Source organism: Thiomicrospira sp., from assembly GCF_014859555.1.
In the GTDB taxonomy this organism is placed as follows: Bacteria; Pseudomonadota; Gammaproteobacteria; order Thiomicrospirales; family Thiomicrospiraceae; genus Thiomicrospira.
Genome location: NZ_JACUTY010000008.1, coordinates 22,214 through 45,345, shown reverse-complemented (window position 1 = coordinate 45,345; position 23,132 = coordinate 22,214). Strand labels below are relative to the sequence as shown.

The 23,132-nt window shown below is 43.5% G+C and carries 24 protein-coding genes; 21 read left to right on the top strand and 3 right to left on the bottom strand.

Going from position 1 to position 23,132, the window contains the following annotated elements:
• Nucleotides 1–114 precede the first annotated feature (114 nt).
• The 15 genes from rpsB (at nucleotide 115) to IBX48_RS02715 (ending at nucleotide 14,491) form a co-directional block, all read left to right on the top strand.
• A complete protein-coding gene (gene rpsB, locus IBX48_RS02785; protein WP_296830482.1) occupies nucleotides 115–861 on the top strand; it encodes a 30S ribosomal protein S2 in 747 nt (248 codons plus the stop codon).
• 88 nt (nucleotides 862–949) lie between these two features.
• Nucleotides 950–1,840, top strand: coding sequence for a translation elongation factor Ts (gene tsf / locus IBX48_RS02780; protein WP_296830479.1), 891 nt, complete (start codon nucleotides 950–952; stop codon nucleotides 1,838–1,840).
• A 180-nt stretch (nucleotides 1,841–2,020) separates the two neighbouring features.
• On the top strand, nucleotides 2,021–2,740 hold the full coding sequence (pyrH, locus tag IBX48_RS02775; protein WP_296830477.1) for a UMP kinase: 720 nt from the start codon (nucleotides 2,021–2,023) through the stop codon (nucleotides 2,738–2,740).
• 1 nt (nucleotide 2,741) lies between these two features.
• Nucleotides 2,742–3,299, top strand: a complete 558-nt coding sequence (frr, locus tag IBX48_RS02770; protein WP_296830475.1) for a ribosome recycling factor — start codon at nucleotides 2,742–2,744, stop codon at nucleotides 3,297–3,299.
• A gap of 189 nt (nucleotides 3,300–3,488) precedes the next feature.
• Nucleotides 3,489–4,166: a polyprenyl diphosphate synthase gene (gene uppS, locus IBX48_RS02765; RefSeq protein ID WP_296830499.1), complete on the top strand. Its 678-nt coding sequence runs from the start codon at nucleotides 3,489–3,491 to the stop codon at nucleotides 4,164–4,166.
• Nucleotides 4,166–4,972 (top strand): CDP-archaeol synthase, encoded by an 807-nt coding sequence (locus IBX48_RS02760; RefSeq protein WP_296830473.1) that lies wholly within the window; start codon nucleotides 4,166–4,168, stop codon nucleotides 4,970–4,972. Before uppS ends, IBX48_RS02760 begins: the two co-directional genes overlap by 1 nt.
• Before the next feature lie 12 nt (nucleotides 4,973–4,984).
• Complete coding sequence (rseP, locus tag IBX48_RS02755; protein WP_296830471.1) at nucleotides 4,985–6,376, top strand: RIP metalloprotease RseP; 1,392 nt, start codon at nucleotides 4,985–4,987, stop codon at nucleotides 6,374–6,376.
• Nucleotides 6,348–8,660, top strand: a complete 2,313-nt coding sequence (gene bamA / locus IBX48_RS02750) for an outer membrane protein assembly factor BamA (RefSeq protein ID WP_296830469.1) — start codon at nucleotides 6,348–6,350, stop codon at nucleotides 8,658–8,660. The genes rseP and bamA overlap by 29 nt, the downstream gene beginning before the upstream one ends.
• 99 nt (nucleotides 8,661–8,759) lie before the next feature.
• On the top strand, nucleotides 8,760–9,302 hold the full coding sequence (locus tag IBX48_RS02745) for an OmpH family outer membrane protein (RefSeq protein ID WP_296830467.1): 543 nt from the start codon (nucleotides 8,760–8,762) through the stop codon (nucleotides 9,300–9,302).
• A gap of 11 nt (nucleotides 9,303–9,313) precedes the next feature.
• Entirely contained in the window at nucleotides 9,314–10,378 is a 1,065-nt protein-coding gene (gene lpxD / locus IBX48_RS02740; RefSeq protein WP_296830465.1) for a UDP-3-O-(3-hydroxymyristoyl)glucosamine N-acyltransferase, read from the top strand.
• Between the two features lie 48 nt (nucleotides 10,379–10,426).
• Nucleotides 10,427–10,864 (top strand): 3-hydroxyacyl-ACP dehydratase FabZ, encoded by a 438-nt coding sequence (fabZ, locus tag IBX48_RS02735; protein ID WP_296830463.1) that lies wholly within the window; start codon nucleotides 10,427–10,429, stop codon nucleotides 10,862–10,864.
• 4 nt (nucleotides 10,865–10,868) lie between these two features.
• Entirely contained in the window at nucleotides 10,869–11,639 is a 771-nt protein-coding gene (lpxA, locus tag IBX48_RS02730) for an acyl-ACP--UDP-N-acetylglucosamine O-acyltransferase (RefSeq protein ID WP_296830461.1), read from the top strand.
• 9 nt (nucleotides 11,640–11,648) lie between these two features.
• On the top strand, nucleotides 11,649–12,806 hold the full coding sequence (gene lpxB, locus IBX48_RS02725) for a lipid-A-disaccharide synthase (protein WP_296830459.1): 1,158 nt from the start codon (nucleotides 11,649–11,651) through the stop codon (nucleotides 12,804–12,806).
• A complete protein-coding gene (locus IBX48_RS02720; RefSeq protein ID WP_296830457.1) occupies nucleotides 12,807–13,427 on the top strand; it encodes a ribonuclease HII in 621 nt (206 codons plus the stop codon). It begins immediately after the preceding gene.
• An 83-nt stretch (nucleotides 13,428–13,510) separates the two neighbouring features.
• Nucleotides 13,511–14,491: a chemotaxis protein gene (locus IBX48_RS02715; RefSeq protein ID WP_296830455.1), complete on the top strand. Its 981-nt coding sequence runs from the start codon at nucleotides 13,511–13,513 to the stop codon at nucleotides 14,489–14,491.
• A 150-nt stretch (nucleotides 14,492–14,641) separates the two neighbouring features.
• Here the strand turns inward: IBX48_RS02715 and ykgO are convergent, their stop codons facing one another.
• Nucleotides 14,642–14,767 (bottom strand): type B 50S ribosomal protein L36, encoded by a 126-nt coding sequence (gene ykgO / locus IBX48_RS02710; RefSeq protein ID WP_044406047.1) that lies wholly within the window; start codon nucleotides 14,765–14,767, stop codon nucleotides 14,642–14,644.
• A gap of 241 nt (nucleotides 14,768–15,008) precedes the next feature.
• Here ykgO and IBX48_RS02705 point away from each other — a divergent pair, with 241 nt between their 5' ends.
• The 4 genes from IBX48_RS02705 (at nucleotide 15,009) to IBX48_RS02690 (ending at nucleotide 18,986) form a co-directional block, all read left to right on the top strand.
• A complete protein-coding gene (locus IBX48_RS02705) occupies nucleotides 15,009–16,889 on the top strand; it encodes an ATP-dependent DNA helicase (RefSeq protein WP_296830450.1) in 1,881 nt (626 codons plus the stop codon).
• Nucleotides 16,890–16,913: 24 nt separating this feature from the next.
• Nucleotides 16,914–17,567 (top strand): tRNA (adenosine(37)-N6)-threonylcarbamoyltransferase complex dimerization subunit type 1 TsaB, encoded by a 654-nt coding sequence (tsaB, locus tag IBX48_RS02700; RefSeq protein ID WP_296830448.1) that lies wholly within the window; start codon nucleotides 16,914–16,916, stop codon nucleotides 17,565–17,567.
• 114 nt (nucleotides 17,568–17,681) lie between these two features.
• Nucleotides 17,682–18,134, top strand: coding sequence for a universal stress protein (locus tag IBX48_RS02695; protein WP_296830446.1), 453 nt, complete (start codon nucleotides 17,682–17,684; stop codon nucleotides 18,132–18,134).
• A gap of 3 nt (nucleotides 18,135–18,137) precedes the next feature.
• A complete protein-coding gene (locus tag IBX48_RS02690; protein ID WP_296830443.1) occupies nucleotides 18,138–18,986 on the top strand; it encodes a hypothetical protein in 849 nt (282 codons plus the stop codon).
• A gap of 65 nt (nucleotides 18,987–19,051) precedes the next feature.
• On the opposite strand, the gene IBX48_RS02685 is transcribed toward IBX48_RS02690, so the two are convergent.
• On the bottom strand, nucleotides 19,052–19,333 hold the full coding sequence (locus tag IBX48_RS02685; RefSeq protein WP_296830441.1) for a cytochrome c: 282 nt from the start codon (nucleotides 19,331–19,333) through the stop codon (nucleotides 19,052–19,054).
• A 131-nt stretch (nucleotides 19,334–19,464) separates the two neighbouring features.
• On the opposite strand from IBX48_RS02685, the gene ycaO reads away from it, so the two are divergent.
• Nucleotides 19,465–21,186 carry a 30S ribosomal protein S12 methylthiotransferase accessory factor YcaO gene (ycaO, locus tag IBX48_RS02680; protein WP_296830439.1) on the top strand — a complete coding sequence of 574 codons (1,722 nt, stop codon included), beginning with the start codon at nucleotides 19,465–19,467 and terminating at the stop codon, nucleotides 21,184–21,186.
• A 68-nt stretch (nucleotides 21,187–21,254) separates the two neighbouring features.
• On the opposite strand, the gene IBX48_RS02675 is transcribed toward ycaO, so the two are convergent.
• The gene (locus IBX48_RS02675) at nucleotides 21,255–21,998 is read right to left on the bottom strand and encodes a DUF481 domain-containing protein (protein ID WP_296830437.1); all 744 of its coding nucleotides are present in this window, start codon (nucleotides 21,996–21,998) and stop codon (nucleotides 21,255–21,257) included.
• Between the two features lie 134 nt (nucleotides 21,999–22,132).
• Between IBX48_RS02675 and accA the strand changes: the two genes are divergently transcribed.
• Nucleotides 22,133–23,092 carry an acetyl-CoA carboxylase carboxyl transferase subunit alpha gene (accA, locus tag IBX48_RS02670; RefSeq protein ID WP_296830435.1) on the top strand — a complete coding sequence of 320 codons (960 nt, stop codon included), beginning with the start codon at nucleotides 22,133–22,135 and terminating at the stop codon, nucleotides 23,090–23,092.
• Nucleotides 23,093–23,132: the final 40 nt, after the last annotated feature.

The window sequence follows — 23,132 nt, the reverse complement described above, 5'->3', positions numbered from 1 at the left end:
TTTAATTAAAACACACGTTTACCGGAACATAAAACGGGGTGCTAAGCTCAGATTGATTGGCTTAGTTCGTTTTAGCTGGGTAAACGGAGGCCTAACCCAAAACTGGAGAGAAACATGGCAAAAGTAACAATGCGTCAAATGCTTGAAGCGGGCTGTCACTTTGGACACCAAACCCGTTATTGGAACCCAAAAATGGGTCAATACATCTTTGGTGCTCGTAACAAGATCCATATTGTAAACCTTGAAAAAACCCTTCCTATGTTCAACGATGCGTTGAACTTTGCCGGCTCAGTTGTCGCCAATAAAGGTAAGATTTTGTTTGTTGGTACGAAGCGCGCGGCGCGCGAACTCGTTGCTGAGCAAGCGACTCGTTGTGGTATGCCTTATGTAAACCATCGTTGGTTAGGTGGTATGTTGACTAACTTTAAAACTATCAAACAGTCGATTAAACGTTTGAAAGAGCTTGAAGCGATGCAGCAAGATGGCACCTTCGACAAAATCACTAAGCGTGAAGCTTTGACCCTAACTCGTGAGCTAGATAAGTTAGAGTTGTCTTTGGGCGGTATTAAAGATATGCGTGCGATGCCGGATGCTATTTTTGTTATCGATACTGGTAACGAAGACATTGCCATTTTGGAAGCAAAAAAACTAGGTATCCCCGTTATTGGTGTAGTTGATACTAACAACAATCCAGATGGCGTGGATTATATTATCCCTGGTAACGATGATGCATTACGTGCGATCAAGCTTTATTTAGAAGCAATGGCGGATACCGTAATGGAAGCGAAAGCTAGTATTACGACAGCCTCTGCTGCCGATGAGTTTGTTGAAGCCGTAGAGACGGAAGAAAAAGCCGTTTAATTAAGGTTTAATGCATTATCACCAGGCCTGGTCATACCAGGCCTGGTTGTTTCTAACCAAGCAAAGATTATTTAGAAGGAATTTAAACATGGCAGTTTCTGCAGCGATGGTAAAAGAATTGCGCGAAAGAACCGGCGCAGGCATGATGGATTGTAAAAAAGCCTTGGATGAAAATCAGGGTGATTTGGACGCGGCAATTGAATTTTTGCGCGTTAAAGGCATGGCAGGGGCAGATAAAAAAGCCGGTCGTGTAGCCTCAGAAGGTGTGATCGCGATTGCTATTTCTGATGACAAGAAAAAAGCCGCGATTGTTGAAGTTAACTGTGAAACAGATTTCGTTGCAAAAGCTGATGAATTCCAGACGTTTGCAAATGCGGTGGCTAAGGTTGTACTTGAGAAAGGTTTTACGAGTGTTGAAGACCTAGAAAAACAAACATTAGGGTCTGGCAAAACCATTGATGAAACCCGTCGTGCCTTAGTCGCTAAAATTGGCGAAAACATGCAAATTCGTCGTGTTGAGATTGTTGAAACCTCAAGTGGTGAAATCGGTAGCTACCAGCACGGTGAAAAAATCGGTGTTGTGGTTGCGATGAATAACGGTAATGAAGCCCTTATTCGTGACGTAGCAATGCATGTTGCGGCAACTAAGCCACAAGCGATTTCGTCTGACGACGTTGATCAAGGCATGCTTAAAAAAGAGCGTGAAATCTTGACAGAGCAGGCAAAAGAAAGCGGTAAACCAATGGAAATCATTGAAAAAATGATTGATGGTCGTATCCGTAAATTCTTGGAAGAGATTACCTTGCTTGGTCAGCCTTTTGTTAAGGACCCGGATCAAACCGTAGAGAAACTATTAAAAGCAAACGAGGCTTCTGTTACTCGCTTCATTCGTCTAGAAGTAGGCGAAGGTATCGAAAAAGAAGTATTAAACTTTGCAGACGAAGTAGCCGCCGCAGCCGCCGCAGCCGCGCGAGGTTAATTAGTTGATAAAAACCATAACGGCCAGTCGAACACTTGACTTGGTGGTTATGGTTTTTTTGTACTTGAAGCATAAAAACAGAAAGAAGTAATTAGAAAGTTTTTAGAATTGCGTGTAATTACTCATTTGCCGGTAATTTTAAAAACTTTACACAGTGTAAAATAGATAAAAGGGTTCGCCATGAAACTAAAGTACTCTCGGATTTTATTGAAATTTAGCGGTGAAGTCCTGATGGGAAAGGCTGACTTTGGCTGGGATATGGCTGTTTTGCAGCAGGTGGCTGAGCAAGTTAAGTCGATTCGCGAGCAGGGTGTGGAAGTCGCAATTGTGGTTGGCGGCGGCAATGTGTTTCGTGGTGGTCAGGTTCAATCAAAGGCGATTGAGCGCAGTACCGCAGATCAAATGGGCATGATGGCCACGCTAATGAATGGTTTGGCTCTGCGAGATGTTTTTGAAAGTATTGGTTTAAAAAGTCGTATTATGAGTGCCAGTGCGGTAGCGGGTGTGGCTGAAGGTTTTAATGCTAACTATGCGCAAAAATGTTTGGCGAGTGGCGAGGTTTTGGTGTTTGCTGGTGGAACCGGTAATCCGTTTTTTACCACCGATACGGCCGCGGCATTGCGTGGAATTGAAGTTGGCGCGGATGTTGTTCTTAAGGCCACCAAGGTGGATGGTATTTACGATTCGGACCCTAAAAAGAATCCGCAAGCCATCCGTTTTGCCCAGCTGAGCTATGCGGACGTTATTCAACAGAATTTACAGGTAATGGACTTGGCGGCTTTTGCCTTGTGTCGTGACCATGCAATGCCCATACGCGTGTTTGATATGTTAAAAGACGGCGCGCTTAATCGAATTTTACTAGGTGAAGATGAAGGCACTCTAGTAACGACAGGAGACTAACATGTTAAAAGAAATTCGTGATGATGCGAAAAGCAGAATGCAAAAGTCATTTGAAACTCTGGAAGCAAATTTTGCAAAAATTCGTACCGGACGCGCGCATCCAAGTATTTTGGACTCCGTGATGGTGGACTATTATGGTTCGGATGTACCGATTAGCCAAGTAGCGAATGTCAATGTTGAAGACGCACGTACTTTGACGGTTCAACCTTGGGAGGCTCCGATGCTTCAGAAGGTTGAAAAGGCCATTATGACGTCTGATTTGGGTATTAACCCAGTTGTGCATGGCAATATGATACGTATTCCAATGCCTATGTTGACTGAAGAACGTCGCAAAGAATTTGCAAAAGTGGCGCGTACCGAAGCTGAAAATGCGCGTGTTGCGATTCGTAATATTCGACGTGACGCGAATGGTGATGTGAAGAATCTGTTAAAAGATAAAGCCATTACAGAAGATGAAGCGCGTCGATCGGATGATGATATTCAAAAACTTACCGATGACTTTGTCGCTAAAATTGACAAATTTCTTAGTGAAAAAGAAGCCTCATTATTGGAAATATAAGTCGAATTTTGGCCTTGAATAAGGCATAATTTCGTCTGCACTTATCAACGGCCCTTCTGGGCCGTTGTCATTCTTTGCCATCAATTTTGGCTTGGCTATAAGCTTGTATATAGCGATTTAGAATATTTAGGATTGACCTTGTCACAGACTGAGCCCTCACAACCTATTCCCCAGCATATTGGCATCATTATGGATGGTAATGGTCGTTGGGCTAAAAAGCGATTTCTACCGCGTTATATCGGGCATCAAAAGGGTCGTAATGCAGTGCGTAAAGTGGTGGCGCATTGCGCCAAACGTGGCGCTAAAGCCTTAACCTTATTTGCTTTCAGTACCGAGAATTGGCGACGTCCGCCAGATGAAGTCAGTAAGTTGATGGATTTGTTTTTGCAGGCCTTGCAAAAAGAAGTCGGCAAATTACATGAAAACAATGTGCGATTGCGGATTATTGGCGATCGTTCAGCTTTTAGTGAATCCATTCAGTCACACATTCAACAAGCCGAGCAGCTCACCCAGAACAACACCGGTTTGGCTCTAAATATTGCCGCCAACTACGGTGGGCGTTGGGATATTTTAGAAGCGGTTAAGTCATGGCAAACCGCGCATCCAAATCAAACCTCGACGGCTCTTTCTGAAGCCGATTTAGCGCCTTATTTATGTTTGTCCGATCTACCGGAACCGGATCTTTTGATTCGTACCGGCGGTGAGCAGCGCATAAGCAATTTTTTGATTTGGCAAATGGCTTATGCCGAATTTTATTTTACCGACACCTTATGGCCCGATTTTAATGAAGCCAGCTTAGATATGGCCATCGATTCTTTTGGCCAAAGAGAACGCCGTTTCGGCCAAACCAGTGAGCAAATATCCTAATGTTAAAGCAAAGACTGATCACCGCCTTGGTGTTAATTGTAGTTTCTTTATGGGCCTTATTTGGTGCCGAGCAATTGGCTTGGCAGGTTGCGGTGATTTTTGTCTCGATGATAGGGGCTTGGGAATGGGCGCAATTTATGCGTCTAGACAACCGAGTTATGAGGTTTGCATTTAGTGTCTTAACCGCTTGTTTAGTTGGCATAGGTTTATATTTTGAAGCGCATAACTGGATTGTCTATTTAGCGGTTATTCAGCTGATTGTTGTGGTGGTGGCGGTTACACGTTATCAATTAAGTGCCGGGCAAGCGGGCTTAAATAATCCATTTGCAGCTGGACTGATTGGTTTATTGTTTTTGGTTAGTTTTGCCTTGTCTTTAATCTGGTTAAGAGAAGCCTATTCGGCTTGGGTTGTGTTGTTCAGTATGGCGATGATTTGGGTGATGGACTCGGGCGCGTATTTTGCCGGCCGTCGTTTTGGTCGCCATAAACTTGCGCCACACGTCAGCCCAGGTAAAACATGGGAAGGTGTGCTGGGTGGCGTAATGTTAGTTGGCTTGATGTCTGTGCTGGTTTGGTTTGGATGGGCGCAAACTTTTTACTCGCCAGGCCTGGTGGTGTTTGTGTTAATCACGAGTTTAATTGCCGCTTTGTCGGTTTATGGCGACTTGTTTGAAAGCCTACTAAAACGTCAGGTAAATATAAAAGACAGTGGCAAAATTCTGCCGGGTCATGGTGGTGTGTTGGATCGAATTGATAGCCTACTATTGGCGTTACCGCTATTTTGGGTGTTTTGGTCGTTTACGTGAGCTTAAACTGATATGAGTATTTTATGGGCCGTGCTAGGCTTTAGCTTGCTAATAGGTGTATTGGTGACAATACACGAGTGGGGGCACTTTGCGGTCGCGCGTCTATTTAATGTCAAAGTCCTTACGTTTTCGGTCGGTTTTGGGCGTGCGATTTATAAAACTAAGCGCGGTGAAACCGAGTATCAGATTGGCTTGATTCCGCTGGGCGGTTACGTTAAGTTTTTAGATGAGCGGGTTGAGTCGGTAGCCGAACATGAAAAGGCGCGGGCTTTTAATCAACAATCGGTTTATAAACGTTTTGCCATTGTATTGGCCGGACCGCTGATTAATTTGTTGTTTGCATGGTTCCTGTTTGCCGTGATTAATATGCTCGGTGTAAGCAGTTTAAAACCAATATTTGAAGCACCAACCGAATCATCACCGCTGGCTAGTGCGATGGTCGATTTAGATAATAACCACCAGGCCTGGTGGTTGGTTGAGATCGATCAGCAAGCTGTGTCCAGCTGGCCTCAGGTGCAACAAGCGGTTTTGCAGGGATTGGTGCATGATAAAACGAACCTAAGTTTATTGCTGCATCCTTTTGACACCGAATCAACGTTGGTTCAGCCTCAACGGATTGAACTGAACTTATCTGGACTCGATCTTAATAATGTCAAATCCAATTGGTTAAGTGAGTTGGGTTTTAAGCCTAAAGCACCCAGTTTAGAGCCCTGGATTGATGAGGTGATAACCGGATCGCCGGCTTTTAAAGCCGGATTGCAGTCGGGGGATCGGATTAGCGCGGTGAATGGTCAGGTGGTAAATGATTGGCAAGCCTTGGTCACGTTTGTTCGGGCACACCCAAATGAATCGCATTTGATTACATTTGAACGAAATCAGGCACAATATGATGTAATGATCACGTTTGAAGCGGTTGAGCAGGCTGGCGAACAAATCGGGCGCTTAGGAGCCTCGGTTGACCAAACACAATTGCAACACAGCGAATTTTATACGATTCAACGTTTCGGTCTATTTGCGGCGTTTGAACAGGGTTGGCATCAGTCGGTTAAATTATTGAATATGACCTTGGTGATGTTTAAGAAAATGCTAGTTGGGGAGGTGGGTTTAGCCCATTTATCGGGCCCATTGAGTATTGCGGATTTTTCAGGCCAAGCACTGCAATCGGGGCTGATTAGCTTTTTGAGCTTAATGGCACTGTTAAGTTTAAGTTTAGGGATTTTGAACTTATTGCCTATTCCGATGTTGGATGGTGGGCATTTAATGTATTACCTGGTCGAAATGATACGCGGTCGCCCTGTAAGTGAGCGTGTAGAGGAAATTGGTTATCGGATTGGCTTGATGTTAATCGTTGGCCTTACTATTTTGGCGTTTACGAATGACTTGGTCAGAATTACAAATGGATAAAATTTTGAAGAAATTTTTCAACCCCAAACTTGTTATAGGTTTATGCCTATTAGGCTTGTCACACACGCTGTTAGCGAATGAGTTTATTATTAACGATATTGTTGTTGATGGTACTGAACGAATCGGTTTTGAAACCGTGAATACATACCTTCCGGTCAATATTGGAGAAAAATTGACGCCTGAAAAAGAACGTGAAAGTTTACGTGCCTTGTATCAAACTGGTTTTTTTAACGATATAGCGCTTTATCGTGGTGATAATAATGAGCTCATTATTCAGGTCACTGAGCGACCTTCGATTGCACAAATCGATGTGAAAGGTAATAGGTTGATTAAAACCGATGACTTAATGGAAGCGTTAAGATCACTGGGCATCAGCCAGGGAAAAATTTACAACGCGATTGAAATGGATCGCGTCAATATTGATTTGAAACGTCAATACCACAACCAAGGTTATTATGCGGCCGCGATTAAGATTGAAGCGCTGGAGTTACCGCGTAATCGGGTTGAACTTAAAATAACCGTTGATGAAGGTCAGGCGGCCAGTATCGAGCGTATTACGCTGGTTGGTAATGCGACCTACCCAGATGATCGGTTAAAAGGCCTATTTTTATTGTCTGAAAGCGTGTTGATTGGCAGTGGCGATAAATATGCGCGACCTAAACTCCAGTCTGATTTGGAAACCTTGCGGTCTTTCTATATGGATCGCGGGTTTGCTGAGTTTTCGATTGATTCCTCGCAAGTATCATTATCGTCTGATAAAACTAAAGTGTTTATTTCGGCGAGCTTAACTGAAGGCCCGCAATATCGATTAAATGATATTAAGTTCAGTGGTGTCACTAAACTCAGTGAGGAAGAGTTGGTTAAGCTCGCGAACTTAGAAAGCGGTGATTTATTCTCGCGAAGTGAAGTCATTGCCGCGATTACCGCAATTCGAGATCGCTTAAGTGAAGAAGGTTATGCGTTTGCAGAGGTTGAACCTCGCACTCAAATGGATCCTAAAGCTCAACGGGTGGATTTGGATTTTTACATAGAGCCTAAGAGCCGGGTGTATGTTCGTAAAATTGAGGTTGAAGGCAACACTCGTACGCGTGATTATGTTTTGCGCCGAGAAATGCGTCAGCTAGAAAGCGCACCTTATTCATTGGCCGCCGTTCGTCAATCAACCAGCCGATTAAATCGCTTAGGTTATTTTTCCAGAGTTAATATTGATACGCGCCGCGTGTCGGAAGATGAAGTGGATTTGGTCATTATGGTTGAAGAGCAACCAACTGGCTCTTTTACGGCGGGTATTGGTTATTCGCAATTGGATGGGGTTAGCTTTAACCTGGGTATTTCAGAAAAGAACTTTTTAGGCACAGGTAATGAACTGAATTTAACCATGAATTCCAGCGCCTCGATGAAGTCCGCTGATATAGGGTACACCAACCCATACTTTACAGATGATGGTGTGAGTTTAGGAACAGGGGTTTATTATAGTAAAATTGATGCCTCAGAACTTAATATCACCGACTATACCTTGGATAAAATGGGCTTAAGAGTTAACTTAGGTTACCCCACGAGTGAACAAACACGTCTTAACTTCGGCTTGAGAGCCGAAAGCCAAAGTCTACGTTGTTTGACGGCATTTGAAGCCTGTGAGCAACACTTAGCCGAGTTTGATGCAGACAACCAGTACTTATTGATTACCGCTGGCTGGCGTTATGACACACGTAATAGTTTCTATTTCCCATCAAAGGGCCAAACGGCCAGTTTGTCGGCTCAAGCGGTGGTACCAGGCAGCTCGGATATGACGTTTTATAAAGTGTTTGCCGAAGAAAAATGGTTTTATCCTTTATCCGATAACTTTAGTTTGAAACTGGGTGCTGGCTTGTCTTACGGTGCGGGTTATGGCGACGTTAAAAAACTACCCTTTTTCGAGCGTTTTTATGCTGGTGGTATAGGTTCGGTGCGCGGGTTTGATCCCAACTCGCTGGGTGGCTATTATACGGATGTTAATCGTCCACGAGGCGGTGATATGCGAGCTTTAACCTCGGCTGAAATTGTGTTCCCCATGCCATTAATTGAAGACTCGTCTAACCTAAGACTAAGTTTGTTTTTTGACGCGGGTAATGTATTTGAAACTTTTGAGGATGTTGAAGCCAGTGAGTTCCGTTCGGCTACTGGTTTAGCTTTTGCTTGGATAACGCCAGTTGGGCCACTTGCGTTCAGCTTTTCTAAACCTGTTCATTATAAAAAAGACGATAAATTGCAATCGTTCCAATTTAGTTTAGGTGTACCATTTTAATTACTCATAATGAAAGATAAAAAAGATTATTCGCTGTTATCAAAGTCGCAGATAGTTTATTATTTACGGGTTTTCACTCATCGAAATGGAAAATAAATAATGTTGTATTTTGCAAAAAAACTTTTAGTGTTAGCGTTTGCTTTTCTAGCTTCAACGGCGATGGTACAAGCAAATGAATCTATCAAAGTGGGCGTGGTTAATGTCGGTTTGTTGTTAGAGCAGTCGCCACAAGCCAAAGCCGCCAGTTCAAACTTAGAACGAGAGTTTGCGCCACAACAAGAAGAGCTAGCAAAGCTAAACAGCCAGCTTGAAAAAGAAAAAAATGATCTAAAGCGTAACAGTTTAGCCATGAGCGAAGCGCAACAAGGCGCTAAAGAACGCGAAATTCAGATGTTGACACGTGAAATTCAACGTAAACGCAACGATGTACAAGAGTTGTTGAATATTCGCCGTAATGAAGAGTTGGCCAAACTGCAAAGTTTGGTGAACTCGGCTATCCGAGAAGTAGGTACTAGCCAATCTTATGACTTAATCTTGTATGAAGGCATTGCCTACACCAACAAACGCATAGACCTTACGCCCGCTGTTTTGGATTATTTGAGTAAAGACTTCGAAAAGCAAGGCTCTAATTTTAATCGTTAAATAGGTTTTATATGGCACAAGCTTCCAACCATCTGACGTTACAACAGATTGTCGATTATTTAACACACAAAGGTTTTAACTTAACGTTGCGTGGAGACGCTTCATTAAAAGTAAATAGAATCGAGCGTTTATCAACCGCCCAAGCGGGGGATATTAGTTTTTTATCGGATGAGAAGTATTTAAAGGATCTGCCGAATTCTAAGGCTTCGGTTATTTTAGTTCATTCCAAACACGCTGATTCATGCCCTAATGCCGCGATTATTGTCGATAACCCTTACGCGGCTTATGCCTTTGTTGCACAGAAACTTTATGCACCGCTTGATGTGAGTGGAATTCATGAAAGTGCGGTGGTAGCCGATTCGGCAAGACTGGCGCCGAATGTTTCGATTGGCGCGAATGTCGTGATTGGTGAAAATGTCGTGTTATCTGAGCGAGTCATTATTGGTGCAGGTTGTGTATTGGAAGCCGATGTAAGTTTGGGTAAAAATACTCGACTGGCTCCGAATGTCACCGTTATGAAAGATTGCCAGCTCGGTGCAGACTGTATTGTTGAAGCGGGTAGTGTCATTGGTGGGGATGGATTTGGTTGGGCCAAACATCAGGGGCAATGGGTCAAAATTCCACAGATTGGCCGAGTGCTGGTTGGTAACCATGTTTCAATTGGTAATAACGTGACGATTGATCGCGGAGCCATTGACGATACGGTGATCGAAGATAACTGCATTATAGATAATTTGGTGCATATTGCACACAACGTAAAAATTGGCTCTGGCACCGCGATTGCCGGTCAAGTTGGGTTTGCGGGCAGTGCCGTTGTGGGTAAAAACTGTACCTTTGCAGGCCAATCGGGCATGGTTGGCCACATCGAGTTGACTGATGGCGTGACTATCATGGGACGCGGGGTGGCGACCCATAGCATTCATCAATCGGGTGTATACAGCGGCTTTCCGGCGGTCCCATTAGCCGAGTGGCAAAAGAATGCGATTTATGCCAAAAACTTGGCTAAATTCTCTGAGAAGATCAAAGGTTTAAACCAGCGATTAAATAAGTTAGAAAAGCAAACCAATCCAACCTAAATTTCGTTTGCTGTAAAGAATATATAATATAACTTGGAATCCATACTCATGCTTAACGTTAAAGATATTTTTGAATACTTACCGCACCGTTACCCGTTTTTATTAGTTGACCGGGTGACCGAGTTTGAATCAGGGCAATACTTAAAAGCTTATAAAAATGTGACGTTTAATGAACCACAATTTACCGGCCACTTTCCAAATAATCCGATTATGCCGGGCGTTATGATTGTAGAAGCGATGGCGCAATGTACTGGCATTCTGGCTTTCAAAACCCAAGAAGTAAAACCCGACGGTGATACGATGTACTATCTAGCCGCCATCGATAACTGTCGTTTTAGACAACCGGCGATTCCGGGTGATCGTTTGGATTTTGAAGTGCGTACCACGGGCAATAAACGCGGTATATGGAAGTTTGTATGTGAAACACGTATTGATGGCAAAGTGATTGCCTCAGCCGATCTCATGTGTGCGGAAAGAAAGGTGTAATAGATTGATTCATCCAACAGCCATTATTGATGAAAGTGCCCAAATAGCCGAAGGCGTTAAAATTGGGGCCTATTGTGTAATAGGAGCCAATGTTGTCATAGCGGCCGATTGTGTATTAGAGCCGCATGTTGTAATTACGGGACCAACCACGATAGGGCAAGCCAACCATTTTTTCCAATTTTGCTCGATTGGCGCGGCGCCACAAGATAAAAAATATCGTGATGAGCCCACTACGCTAGTGATTGGCAATGGCAATACATTCCGCGAAAATGTGACGGTAAATCGTGGTACTACGCAAGATCGTGGTGAAACTTTGATTGGCGATGACAACTGGATTATGGCCGGGGTGCATATCGCACACGATTGTGTCATCGGCAGCCATACTATTTTCGCCAATGCGACCGCTTTGGCAGGTCATGTAACCGTTAGCGATTGGGCTATTTTGGGTGGATATACCTTGGTTCACCAGTTTTGCAACATCGGCGCCCATAGTTTTTGCGGTATGGGCAGTGTGATCAATCAAGATGTACCCGATTATGTAGTGGTTTCTGGAAACTTAGCCCAACCTCGTGGGGTGAATTTAGAAGGCTTAAAGCGTCGCGGTTACGATCGAGATCAATTAAGCCTAGTAAAAAAATCTTATCGTGCATTGTATCGAAGTGGATTAAAGCTGGATGATGCGTTAGCGCAAATCAAATCATTCAACGATGACAAGGGCACACTTGACTCTCTGATTAACTTCATTCAGCAGGCTGAACGCGGTATTGTGCGTTAATGAACTGTTATGAATGACCACCAATTTCAACCCACTTTTGCATTAGTTGCCGGTGAAAGCTCAGGAGACTTATTGGGCGCTGACTTAATAAGAGGCTTGAAAGCTCGTTATCCTGACGCACGTTTTGTTGGGATTGGCGGCCCAAATATGCAACAGGAAGGTTTAGAAAGTTGGTTTGCAATGGAGACGCTTTCGGTAATGGGGTTGTTTGAAGTTCTTAAACATTTGCCAAAATTACTCCGTCTCAGAAAACACTTAATTCAAAAACTACTCGAGCTTAAACCGGATGCTTTTATCGGTATTGACGCGCCGGATTTTAATTTCTATGTTGAACGCCAGCTTAAACAAGCCGGTTTAAAAACCATTCACTATGTGGGGCCTTCGGTATGGGCCTGGCGTGAAAAACGTTTACATAATATTAAAAAATCAGTTGATGGCGTGTTGGTGCTGTTTCCATTTGAACCCGAGATATATGAACGTTATCAGATTCCGGTCAAGTTTGTGGGTCATCCACTAGCGAATCAAGTCCCAAATGAACCCAATGCGGTGCAAGCTCGTCAAACCTTAGGCTTGTCTCTGGATGTACCCGTCACAGCGCTGTTGCCTGGTTCACGTATGAGCGAAATTGATCGCATGGTGGATATTTATATACAAGCCGCCAAAAAGCTGGCTTTGATTCATCCCACTATGCAGTTTGTCATTCCGTGTGTACATCAGCGTGCGCGTGAGCGCATTGAAGTGTCAGTGAAACTTTATGGCTCAAAATTACCGATAAAATTGGTAGATCAACAAGCACAAACTGTAATGGAAGCCTGTGATCAGATGATTGTAACCTCGGGCACGGCGACTTTGCAGGCGGCTTTAATGATGCGTCCGATGCTGATTGCGATCAAAGTTCACCCTATTTCCTATTGGATTATGAAGCGTTTAGCGATCTCCAAGTGGATTGGATTGCCTAATATTTTGGCTCAGCAAGATGTCGTTGTTGAGTTGATTCAACATGATGTCACACCCGATAAACTTGCGTTAGAATTGGGGCGTTTAATGCTCGATAAAAGCCGCCGAGAAACCCAGCTAAAAGCCTTCCGTGTGCAGCGAACCGCGCTTAAACAAGACAGTGCTTCATTGGCCGCTCAAGCGGTAGTTGATTGGGCTGAGCTTAATTAAATGCAGCAAGCCAGTTTATTTGAGGCATCCTTAACCACCAGGCCTGGTATTATCCGAGTGGGGGTAGACGAGGTTGGTCGCGGCCCGTTAGTGGGCGAAGTGGTTGCGGCGGCCGTTATTTTGCCAGCCGACTGTCGTTTGCAATTAAAAGATTCTAAAAAAATGACGCATGTCCAACGTGTCGAGATGGCTGAAAAAATTCGTGAAGTGGCGCTCGATTACGCGGTAATAGGGGTTTGTGCCAAGACCATTGACGACATTAATATATTGCAAGCCACCATGCTCGCGATGCGTCAAAGTGTTGAAGCTTTAACTCAGCCGTTTGATGTGGTTCTAGTGGATGGCAATCGCTGTCCCGAGTTATCCTGCGACTGCCGGGCGATTGTTAAAGGCGACGCTCTAATTGCTGAAATTAGTGCGGCGTCGATTTTAGCCAAAGTCTATCGTGATGAGCAAATGATGCAACTGCACGCTCAATATCCCGATTACGGATTTGATCGTCATAAAGGTTATCCGACGGTTGAGCATTTAGCTGCGATTGAACGTTACGGTTTAATTGAAGGCTATCGAAGCAGTTTTAAGCCGGTTAGACAATGGCTTGAGAAAAATCAAATTAGTTAGTTTCTGGCCGTCTGGGCTTTTTATCTTTGGGGATTGGTATTAAGATAAGGCCAATAAACCCTAATTAAAACAGGTGATATCGGATGAGTACAACGCTGGAACAAATTGAAAAGACCGCTAATTTAAGTAAAAACAATCAGTTAAGTTTGATGGTTTTTCAAGTTCGGTTTCCACAACCCAATCAAAGAGAACCGTCTTATTACGGCATGAACGTATTTAAGGTGCGCGAAGTTTTGGAAGCCCGCGCGTATCCCGTGTCTGAAATGCCAGATAGTAATCCGCTGATTGAAGGCATGATTGAATTGCGCGGAACCTATCTTCCGGTAATTGATTTGCCCAAGTGGATGGGGTTCGATATGACTGATGAAGAACGTGCAAAGTCGATTATTATCGTGGCCGACTTTAGTCGCAACTTTATTGGTTTGCGTGTCGCGCATATTCATGGTGTCGAAGAAAAAGAATGGACTAATATTCATCCGGCCGGAAACTACAATGTAGACGTTAATCGCAATCAAATTGTTAACCATACCTATCTCGAAGGCAGTGAAACTCTGTGCTATATTCTGGATATTGAGAAACTATTGATTGAAGCCATGCCCGTCATGGCGAAAAAGATATTTTCATCCGCCAAAGAAGTCGATGCGTCTAAAGTTCAGTTTAGCTCGGCCATGAAAAAACGTCAGATTTTGTTTGCTGAAGACAGTAAGTCGATCCAAAAATACATGGCTATGGTGTTTGAGCAGCTTGGTTTGCGATCACAAGGGTTTGATAACGGTCGTTTAATGTTGGACTATATTGCTAAACAACCTAACCTGGACGACATTTCGGTTATTTTTACCGACTTGGAAATGCCTGTGGCTTCGGGTCACACGGTGATTAAAGAGTTAAGAGTTAACCCTAAAACCCGTAATTTACCGATTATCGTGCATACTTCGATGACCAGCGATAACAATAGCCGTGAGGTCATTGAGATGGGCGCGAATTACTTTATTGGTAAGGTAGATACGGATTTGATTGTAAAAACCTTGCAACAGGCTCAAAAGGACTTTGTCCGCCTTAGCTAACTAATAATTTAATGTCTACAGGGATTCTAAAGCACCAGGCCTGGTGCTTTGAGTAATTTAGACAAATGCCGTCTTAAATTAAATGTTAGGCAAAAAAAAAGCCGTCTGATCAGGACGGCTTTTTTATTTAAAGCAAATAAACGTTAAATATTAACGCTGACGAGCTTTGAATTTCGGGTTTGTTTTGCAGATCACATACACCTTGCCACGACGACGTACAATTTGACAATCTTTATGGCGAGTTTTCGCTGATTTCAATGAAGATAAAATTTTCATGATAATTACCTAGGTTAATGAGTTTCACAACTCGATTCAAATTTGAAACGCGAATTCTACTGGCTTGTAGGGGCTTTGTCTAGTATTGATCGGGATTTTGATTGAAATAAAGTGATTATTGGTTATGCTAGTCGCTTCAACCGTTAAGGTTAGGATACTTTTTAATCGATTTTAAGGATGTGAAGGGTGAAAATTGGCGTTGCAAAATAAGGTGGAAGCCTTTTTGAAGGCAGGCGGGGGCTTGGAGCAAACGATCAAAGACTTTGGCGTTCGTGATGCTCAAATTGACATGGCTCAGCAGATTGCGCAAGCAATTGAAGCCGAAGCCACGTTGATTGCCGAAGCCGGCACCGGCACCGGCAAAACTTTTGCCTATTTAATTCCGGCGCTGTTATCAGGCAAAAAAGTCATCGTATCCACCGCGACCAAAACACTTCAGCAACAGCTGGTAGATAAAGATTTGCCCTTGCTTAAAAAAGTATGCGGTTTAAAGGGCCAAATTGTTTTATTTAAAGGCCGAGAAAACTACTTATGCAATCAACGCTTGGCCTTAGCCGAAACGCAAGAACAGAACAATAAATCGGATTGGCAAAAATTATCGGATATTCGCGACTGGTCAGGTAAAACCAAAACCGGTGATTTAGCCGAATGCATTAAAGTTGAAGAAAGTGATCCTATTTGGCGAAAAGTCTGTGCTCGGTTGGAATTCTGTCAAGCGGTCGGCTGTCAGAAAGAAGCCGATTGTTTTTATCCCCAAATGAAACAAAAAGCCAATGACGCCCAAGTATTAGTGGTTAATCATCATTTGTTTTGCGCCGACCTAGCTTTGCGTGAACAAGGCTTTGGCGAATTATTGCCGAATGCAGATGTTACCATTTTTGATGAAGCTCATCAGCTTCCGGATATTGCGGCTCAGTTTTTAGGTTTCTCGGTATCACGCCATCAACTCGATGAGTTGTGTCGTGATATTAAACAAGCCAAACTGCAAGAATCACCCGAATCTGAAGACTTAATTGACCGGGTTAACTTGCTCGCCGAACAAATCAAACTGGTGAATGAGGCCCTAGGCAAGTGGGAAAAACGCTGGACTTGGCAACAGTTATCCAGCACCGATGTGTTTTTAGTCAGTTTAAAGCGCCTGTTAAACCATTTGGGCGCATTAGCCGATCACTTAAAAGGTTTGGAGGAACGCGGCAAACTGTTAGCCGCCGTGGCTAAACGCACCCAAGAAATCGAAAAACAGCTAAAAGCTTGGTTAGAAACCGAAAAAGAAACCGAGGTACGCTGGGCGGAGTCTTCCCAAGCCCGATTTAAGCTTAATATGACGCCGTTAAGCGTGGCTGAACCGTTTAAACGTCAACGCGAGTCTATTGGTGGCGCCTGGATATTTACGTCTGCCACACTAAGTGTTCGTCATCAATTTGATTATTTTCAGCAACGTTTAGGTTTATATACGGCCCAAACCGCAGTTTGGCCCAGCCCCTTTGATTATGCCAAACAAGGCGTGGTTTATCATCCGCTCGGTTTACCCGAGCCGCGCGATCCTAATTATATTAAAATATGTTTAAGAGCCGCTTGGCCGTTACTAAAAGCCAGCCAAGGGCGTGCCTTTTTATTATTTACCAGTTTTCGTGCGTTGGGTGAAGCCCAAGCCATTTTGCAAAAACACTGGTCGGGTCCCTTGTTGGTACAGGGTGAAGCGCCTAAAAATCTATTATTAGAGCGTTTTAAATCCGAAGAATCCGCGTTACTATTAGGTACCAGCAGTTTTTGGGAAGGGGTCGATGTTAAAGGCAAAGCGCTACAATTGGTGATTATTGACCGGATTCCGTTTTCGCCTCCTGATGATCCATTGGTGCAAGCACGCGAAAGTTATTTAAAGCAAAAAGGTCTGAACGGCTTTGCGCATTTTCAATTGCCTGAGGCGGTGATGGCTTTAAAACAAGGCAGTGGACGTTTGATTCGTGACCAGACTGACCGAGGCGTGTTAATGTTGTGTGATCCACGTTTAACCACTAAACGATATGGTCAGAGTATTATTGATAGCTTGCCAAATTTTCCTTGGGTGTTTGAGCCAGAGCAAGCCTTGGCCTTATTAAAAGCCCAGCAAGACTTGGAATGAGTTTAAAAAAGTGATGAGTAAAGCATGAGTATTGTATTAGCGGTAGAAAGCGCGACAGCGAATTGCGCGGCCAGTTTGATCGTAAACGATAAAGCATACACTTGTGCTGAGTTTGCGCCACAACAGCATGCTCAGCTTATTCTGCCGATGGTTGATAAGGTGATGCAACAAGCCGGTATCGAGCCAGCGCAGATTGAGGCCTTAGTATTTGGCGAAGGACCCGGTGCTTTTACCGGTTTGAGAATTGCGGCAGGTGTGGTGCAGGGTTTAGCATTGGGTTGGAATAAACCGGTTTTGGCGATTTCTTCTTTAAAAGCCTTAGCTTATCAAGCTTATGAAGCCACTGGAAAAACGACTTGGTGGGCGTGTTTAGACGCTCGAATGGGTGAGATTTACGTTCAGTCTTGTGAATTTGATCCACAACATGCAAAAATGACGGCCAAACCGCCGAAATTGGTCAAGCCAGATGACTTTAAAGCCTTTGCAGCAGGTTTAAACGGTGTCGGTGATATTGCTGAGACTTACCCGGAACTAGTCGCTTGTTTCGCTAATTGGGTTAAGGCTGTACCTCAAGCGGAAGCCTTAGCCAGACTGGCTTTGAGTGAGGTGGGACAGTCAAGGTATTTGGCCGACTTTATTCCTCAGCCAGTTTATTTGAGACCGTCAGTGAGTTCATGATTGCCAAAAAAATGGGCAATCGCCAGCATCCACTAGACTTTATTGAAGTTTTTGCTAGATTTAAAGAGTTGCTAACAATCTTATCCACAGAAACTGTGTAAAAAAGGAAGAAAAATGCATAACTATAAAACCATTCTTGTGGCCATCGATTTTTCACAACACAGTGGTCAAGCTTTACAGCGTGCTAAACAAATGGCGCAAGTTTACGATGCGGATCTCAGTGTGATTCATGTCACTGAAATTCCGACTTATCCGGTTTTGGAAGATATTGCGATTACCGGGATGCCAGGAATTTGGGACGATGAGCTGGGCGATAAGCTTTATAAGGCCGCTCAAAAACGTTTGGAAGTCTTGGCCGATCAAAATGGCATTGAGCCAACGGCTTGCCAAGTGATCAGCGGTGTTCCGAGAGTTGAGGTGATTGCTAAAGCTCAGCAGATGAATGCGGATTTGATTGTGATCGGACGTCGTGGCATTTCGGGTTTGCAACGTTTAATTGGCTCGACAGCTGATGCCATCTTGCACGAAGCGGCTTGTGATGTGCTGGCCGTTAAGATTGAGGAGTAAGTTGTGACTTTTTTCAAGCAAACTAAAATTGGGTTATGGCTGTTGCTCTTAGTAATGGGTAACGTTTACGCGCAAAATTTTAAACTAGACGATCGTGTTTTTGTGGGTTTTCCATCTACTACGATTCGTGACGATGCCTTTATTGTGGGTAAGGTCACGCGTGTTTTAGAGTCGGGCGATTACCAAATCTCAGTAGAAGATTATGTAGAAGGTCATGACTACGGTGCCTTTTGTACGCCGGTAGCGATTAATCTACCTGACAGACAAAGCGATTACGGAGAAGGCTGGGAGCGCTGGGAAGACACCAGAAAACTTGATCAACCTAACCTTGAATATATTGTAACAGCCGAGAATGTGATGGCGTATCGCACCGGACAATATGAGTATATTGAGCGCAATAACACCTGGGTGGTGTTTGGTCGCTGGATGTCGGATGCACCGATCTTGGCTCCAGAGCGTATAGAACGTGCTAAAAAAACGGCGGAGTCTATTGGATTAGAGGGAATGGCGGATGCGTTTGACTTAGCAATTGCGCATCGTTTTGCTTTTTATGAAAATGGTTGGGGACGTCCATATTGGCCATACGAAACCGTATCGGCCTTAAATGGTTTGTTGGACAAGGTAGATGCCTTGTTTGAGCAGGATCCTGCGTTAAAGCGTTTATGGCAACAAAAACCACGTGCTCAAGAGGAAGTTAAAGCAAGTTCTCGGAACTTTTTCTTAATGACGGCGATTGATAAGCTTGTTAATGATGCTTATGACCAATTGTATGAAGATTTAGAAAAGGCTGATCCAGAAGAAGTGCAAGCTTTAACGAAACATCTTGAAGCACTGGGGAAACCAAAAATTTAATCGAGGTGCCCAGATATAAAAAGCCAGAGTAATCTGGCTTTTTATTATGAGAAGACATGGTTGAGTTAATTTGGAAGTTTGTAGTATTTCTGGTTTAAATAAGCCGCAACATCTGCAACTTCATCATCAAACCAACCGGCATTTAGATTGTTATTACAAAAACTAACGGCCGCCACGAGTTTTTCGTAGGTGTTGGTTTTAGCAGGGTTGTAAGGTTGAGCGGTATGGCATCTTAAACAGTTTGCTTCATCATGTAACGATTTACCCGCTTCTGGATTTCCCGCGAAGCTTGGGTTGGATATAACGAGGGTTAGTGATGCACTAACGAGTAAGGCGAGTTTCTTCATGATTATGTCCTCTAAGTTATGATGGCTGAGAGATTTTACCAATTAAGCCATGTTTCATTCTAGCGTGTAAATCGGGTGTTAAATTAAAAATTTATTTATCCATTAAATCAAAAAACTAATAAGGCGGAACGGTGAGCGAAGTTACATATATTAAAGGCAAGGATGAAAGCCTTGAAAACTCAATTGAATTTATGCAGGGTATTTTGCAGCAACAAGGGTTTGAAATTAATCAGGTTAAATGGTTAAACCCAGTCGATAATATTTTTTCATTACATATTCATGACCGGGTATGCCCCGGTTTATTTACGAATGGAAAGGGAGCGAGCCGCAAAGCGACCTTGGCAAGTGCGTTAGGGGAGTATTTAGAGCGTTTGTCGACCAACTATTTTTTCTCCGATTATTACTTACAAGCCGAATCGGCGGGCTCAGATTGGTTGTATTATCCAACCGAACGCCGCTTTGAACTAGATGAGTATAAATCTTGTCTGGACGCACAATTATGGTCTGTTTATGATCCACATAATGAGTTACAAGCCAAAGACTTGTTAAGTTTTAATGATGATGGCGATCAAATTCGTGCGATTGAAATGCGCCATGCTAAAACGTCTGAAGTCAGCTATTTTCCAATGAACTTACTGAGTAACCTGTATGCAAGTAATGGATTGTCTGCCGGCAATACGCTTGAAGAAGCACGTGTTCAAGGTTTGTCTGAAATATTTGAACGTTGGGTGAAAAATAAAATTCTGACTGAAAACCTGTGCTTACCAGAAGTGCCAGATCAGGTCTTAAAACGTTTCCCTTCAATTTATCAGTCGCTAACAGCTTTGCGTCAGCAGGGTTTAGAGGTGTCGGTGCGAGATTCTTCGTTAGGTGGTCAATTTCCAGTCATGAATGTGACCTTGTTTGACCCAGTTAAAGGCCAGTGTTTTGCTTCATTTGGCGCGCATCCTATATTTGAAGTCGCTTTGGAGCGCACCTTAACCGAATCCTTGCAAGGTCGTCATTTAGACTTTTTAGATGGTTTTCAAGTGCCTACCTTTGATCAACAAGCGGTGGCCGAAGCTGAAAACTTAGAGAATCATTTTATTGATTCGAGTGGCTTAATTAACGCGCGCTTTATTTCACATCAGCCTGACTTCGAATTTACCGAATGGAATTGGGATTATCCGACTGAACAACAATGGTCTTGGTTAGTGGACTTGGCCGCTCAACAGGGTTTTGATGTTTACCTAGCCGACTATGAACATTACGGCTTTAAAGCCTGTCGTATTGTTGCCCCTGGCATGTCGGAAGTGTATCCAATGGATGAGTTGTTGGTTAAAAATCAAAATGATGGTCGTCGATTACGTCAAGCAATTCAGCATTTCGTAGAGTGTTCTGAAGCCAATGAATTAGTGAATTTGTTGGATGAGGTTGGCTTTAGTGATCATCAAGGGGTGGCCTCGTTGATTGGCTTAATGCCAGATGCGGGGTGTTTATGGAACGATTTGAAAATAATTGATTTGCGTTTTTGGGTTGAGTTGGCGGCGCAAGATTATTCGGCGGCCTATGATTCCTTGCAAGTTTGTAAAGCTTATGTTCACCCAGATAAACCTATGGCTAAAGTATATGAAGCGTTCAGTTTTGCGCTGGATATCAAACTTGAAGAATTGGTGTGGGAAGATTATCGAGTGGGTATGGTTCAATTGTTTGGTGAAGAGTGTGTGCTAAATGTTGAGCAGCACTTAAATCAACAAAAACAAGCCTGGGATATTCCATTGGGTCAGCAAGCCTTTTTAGGTAGTCAACGTCATCAAGCGATGTGGCAAGTTTATGCTCGAGCGCGCAAGGCGAAACAGGCCTTTTATCAGTAAGGATCAATGGCGTTGAGTCGTTGATAAAAGCAGGCCTGGTGGTTAATTTAAGCACCAGGCCTGGTTGTTTAAAAGCTATAAATTAAGCTCAGACTGGTTTCAGTGTCGGTTTTTTTAGCGGCATCCGCCGGGTTGGAGTTGTAACGATATTTGTAGGATGTACTGACCGAGAGTTTACTGTTTAAGGCTACACGTAAACTTGAATGGCTCTCCGTTTTGTACTGTTCGGCGCCGGTAAAGTAAGTTAAATCTTGTACAAATCGAACGTTATCGTTAAATTTGTGGCTAAAATCAAGTTTGGCACGTCCAGTTGTTTGGTTAAAATCGTTTTCAGAATCATTCACATAATCGACTTCTTGATAACCCAAACCCAGTTCGGTACTGAGCCGAGTTTGACTGGTTCGATAAAGCACCTTACCTAAACCCAAGGTTAAACTCACATCTTGATCCAAACCGGCGATTTCATCTTGTTCGCCACGTGCGTTCACAAACGCATAGTAGTTTTTATCTTCAGTAAAATAACGATCCGCTTGCAAATCTAGAACGTAGCGCTCAGAAACTTTGACGTCTTGTTCAGTTTTATTTTCGATTTCCAGTAAGCCTTTATAATCGTTTTGTATTTGGCTGTAATTTATACTTAATCGTGCTAACAAAGATTCTGAATTCACATTACCGGTTTTTTGATTAAAGCCAGCTTCACCTGAACCATGAAACCCCAGTTCGTCATTTGAGGCTTCGGCACTAACCAGTGCGGTATTTAAGAATAGAGCGGGAGCCAACGCGGCGCTTAATAAAAATCGATTTTTTGGCATGAATGACCTTTATGGTTATAAATGGAATAGCACATTATAACGTTTCGCTAGGTTTGATTAAACCCTGCGACTTTAGGCTTAAATTTTTTGGTAGAATACGCAAATATAAGATTTAACCTATTCAGGACAAGATTATGAAATTAGATTTTTTAGACTTTGAACAGCCGATTGCGGAGCTAGAAGCCAAAATAAACGAACTGCGCCATTTAGAAGGCGGTCAGGATTTTGACTTGTTGCAAGAAATAAGTTCACTTGAAAATAAAAGTCACGGCTTGACGGAAAGCATTTTTAAGAACTTATCGGATTGGCAAATTTCACAATTGGCACGTCATCCTCAGCGTCCTTATATGTTGGACTATATTGAACATATTTTTACTGATTTCTCCGAGTTGCACGGCGATCGCGCGTTCGCGGATGACGCGGCCATTGTAGGCGGTTTAGCACGCATTGATGGCCAGCCGGTCATGGTCATTGGCCAGCAAAAAGGGCGCGATACTAAAGAAAAAATTCGTCGTAATTTTGGCATGCCACGTCCAGAAGGTTATCGTAAAGCATTGCGTTTAATGAAAATGGCCGAGCGTTTTAAATTGCCGATTCTGACCTTTATCGACACGCCGGGCGCGTATCCTGGAATTGATGCCGAAGAGCGTGGTCAAAGTGAAGCGATTGCACGTAACTTAATTGAAATGGCGGAACTGAAAGTACCGATCATTTGTACCGTAATTGGTGAAGGCGGCTCGGGCGGTGCGCTTGCCATTGGTGTAGGTGATGTCACCATGATGATGCAGTTCAGCACTTACTCGGTTATTTCGCCCGAAGGTTGTGCATCCATTTTATGGAAAAGTGCGGCGAATGCACCCGATGCGGCCGCCGCTTTAGGCGTGACCGCACCGCGCTTACACAGTTTAGGTTTAGTGGATGTGATTGTGCAAGAGCCAATTGGTGGGGCACACCGTTACCCAAGAACCGCGGCGGATAACTTAAAAGCAGCGCTTCTGGAGCAGTTGAAGAATTTCAAAAGCCAATCGCCAGAACAATTAGTACAACGACGTTATGACCGTTACATGGGTTACGGTAATTTTGACGTAGCATAAGCCATTAGAAAAGAGCGCCACTGGCGCTTTTTTTGTTTTA